Source organism: Mesorhizobium sp. M4A.F.Ca.ET.050.02.1.1 (assembly GCF_003997725.1).
In the GTDB taxonomy this organism is placed as follows: Bacteria; Pseudomonadota; Alphaproteobacteria; order Rhizobiales; family Rhizobiaceae; genus Mesorhizobium.
On the sequence record NZ_RZSG01000742.1, the window covers coordinates 1 to 2,952 of the forward strand.

Genomic DNA, 2,952 nt, shown 5'->3' on the forward strand with positions numbered 1-2,952 from the left:
CGTCAATTCCTCGCTGTCGATCGCCGACGCCTATGTGCAGGAAAATGCCCGCAACCTGCAGGGCACGACGTTGTCGATGGCCTATGATCTCGATGCCTCGCGCACGCTCTATGGCCTCGACCGTACCGGTTTCCTCGATCTGATGAACAAGGAAGCGGTTGGCCGCTCGCTGGCGCATGCCGCACTGATCAAGCCCGACGGCTCCTTTGTGATGAGCGCCAAGACCGATGCCGACTTCGCCATGCCGGAGCCCCCGCCGGGCGCGGTGGAAACGGCGTCCGACGGCAGGCCGGTTCTGATCGAGCCGCGAACCCGCAACATCATGGGCGCCATCGTCAAGTTGCGCGAGATCGAAGGTCTTTATCTCTACACCATCCGGCTGGTCGATCCCGATGTGATCAAGGCACGGCAGATCGTGCGGTCCAACAGCGACGAATACCGCAACCTGCAAGACAACCGCCGCACCTCACAGGTGGCCTTCGCGCTGCCTTACCTGTCGCTGACGCTGATCGTCATCCTGTCGGCGATCTGGACGGGCATAGCGGTCGCCGACCGGCTGGTGCGGCCGATCCGCCAGTTGATCGGTGCCGCCGACGAGGTCGCGACCGGCAATCTCGATGTCGCCGTGCCCGTCAGACTTTCCGACGGCGACGTCGCCTCGCTCGGCGACACCTTCAACAACATGATCCTGGAGCTCAAATCGCAGCGCAACGAGCTGCTCTCCGCCAAGGATTTGATCGACGAGCGCAGGCGCTTTTCGGAAGCCGTGCTGGCAGGCGTCACCGCCGGCGTCATCGGCGTCGATCCCTATGGCATCATCACCATCGTCAATCGCTCGGCAGAAACCATGCTTGCGATCTCGGCCAGCGCCGCGCTCGGGCAGAACCTGTCCGCCGTGCTGCCGCATGTCGGCCGCGTCTTCGAAATCGGCCGCAAATCGGGCAAGCCGGTCTATCGCGAGCAGGTGACCTTCTACCGAGGCGGCGCCGAGCGGACCTTCAACGTGCAGATAACCATCGAGGCGGGCGATGACGGCTCGGAGGAAAAATCCTATGTCGTGACGGTCGACGACATCACCGACCTTGTGCAGGCGCAGCGCTCTTCGGCCTGGGCCGACGTGGCCAGGCGCATCGCCCACGAGATCAAGAACCCGCTGACGCCGATCCAGCTCTCGGCCGAGCGCATCAAGCGCCGCTACGGCAAGGTCATCACCGAGGACCGCGAGGTCTTCGACCAATGCACCGACACGATCATCCGCCAGGTCGAGGATATCGGCCGCATGGTCGACGAATTCTCGGCCTTCGCGCGCATGCCGAAACCGGAGATGAAGGCCATCGACCTGCGCGAATCGCTGCGCGAAGCCTCGTTCCTGGTCGAGGTCAGTCGTTCAGACATCGCTTTCGAGCGCGATTTCGGCAGCGAACCACTGAAGGGCACCTTCGACAGCCGGCTGATGGCGCAGGCCTTCGGCAACGTCATCAAGAACGCCGCCGAGGCCATTGACGGACTTGAAGCAAAAGATCGTTCGGACGGCACAATCCGGATTCAAGCCGGACGTCAAAATGGCGCCATCCGAATCGATGTCATCGACAATGGCAGGGGACTGCCGCGCGAGAATAGGCAGCGGTTGCTCGAGCCCTATATGACGACGCGCGAAAAAGGCACTGGCCTTGGCCTCGCTATCGTCAAGAAGATCGTGGAGGACCATGGCGGCCGGCTCGAACTCAACGATGCGCCGGCGGATTTCCACGGTGGCCGCGGCGCGATGATCTCGATCATCCTGCCGCCGGCTTCGGTCGTTGCCACGCCGCCTCGCGGCGAAGGCCGGAACGAACACGAAAGAGAAACTGAAAAGGTCGGTAATGGCGTCTGACATTCTCATCGTCGATGACGAGGAAGACATCCGCGAGCTCGTCGCAGGCATCCTGAGCGACGAAGGTCACGAAACCCGCACGGCGTTCGACGCCGACAGCGCGCTTGCAGCAATTGCAGATCGCGCGCCGAGGCTGATCTTCCTCGACATCTGGCTGCAGGGCTCGCGCCTGGACGGCCTCGCGCTGCTGGACGAGATCAAGACGATGCATCCCAACCTCCCGGTGGTGATGATCTCCGGTCACGGCAATATCGAAACGGCGGTTTCCGCCATCCGCCGCGGCGCCTACGATTTCATCGAGAAGCCGTTCAAGGCCGACCGACTGATCCTGATCGCCGAGCGCGCGCTCGAAACCTCGAAGCTGAGGCGCGAGGTCTCCGACCTCAAGCAACGCAGCGGCGAGACCTTCGACCTGATCGGCATGTCTTCGGCGATGAGCCAGTTGCGCCAGACCATCGAACGCGTCGCGCCGACCAACAGCCGCATCATGATCGTCGGCCCGTCCGGTTCCGGCAAGGAGCTGGCGGCGCGCGCCATCCATGCGCTGTCGACGCGCAAGGCCGGACCGTTCGTGACGCTGAGCGCGGCCACCATCACGCCCGAGCGAATGGAGATTGAACTGTTCGGCACCGAATCGAACGGCACCGAGCGCAAGGTCGGCGCACTGGAAGAGGCGCATCGCGGCATCCTCTACATCGACGAAGTGGCCGACATGCCGCGCGAGACGCAGAACAAGATCCTGCGCGTGCTGGTCGAGCAGCAGTTCGAGCGGGTAGGGGGCACCAAGCGGGTCAAGGTCGATGTCCGCATCATCTCGTCCACCTCGCAGAACCTGGAGGCGATGATCGCCGACGGCCGCTTCCGTGAGGACCTCTATCACCGCCTGGCAGTGGTTCCGGTCATGGTGCCGGGGCTGGCCGAGCGACGCGAGGACATTCCCTATCTGGTCGACAATTTCATGAAGCAGATCGCGCGCCAGGCCGGCATCAGGCCGCGCCGCATCGGCGACGACGCACTCGCCGTGCTGCAGGCGCATAACTGGCCGGGCAATGTCCGGCAGTTGCGCAACAATGTCGAAC

General features: G+C 63.5%; 2 protein-coding genes. Both read left to right on the top strand.

Annotated elements, in window-relative coordinates:
- Positions 1-1,873: PAS domain-containing sensor histidine kinase (locus tag EOA33_RS30370; protein WP_145989358.1), on the top strand; the 1,873-nt coding region annotated here is incomplete at its 5' end.
- Positions 1,863-2,952, top strand: a 1,090-nt coding sequence (locus tag EOA33_RS30375; RefSeq protein WP_145989359.1) for a sigma-54 dependent transcriptional regulator, incomplete at its 3' end; no start/stop codon positions are given. The genes EOA33_RS30370 and EOA33_RS30375, both read left to right, overlap by 11 nt.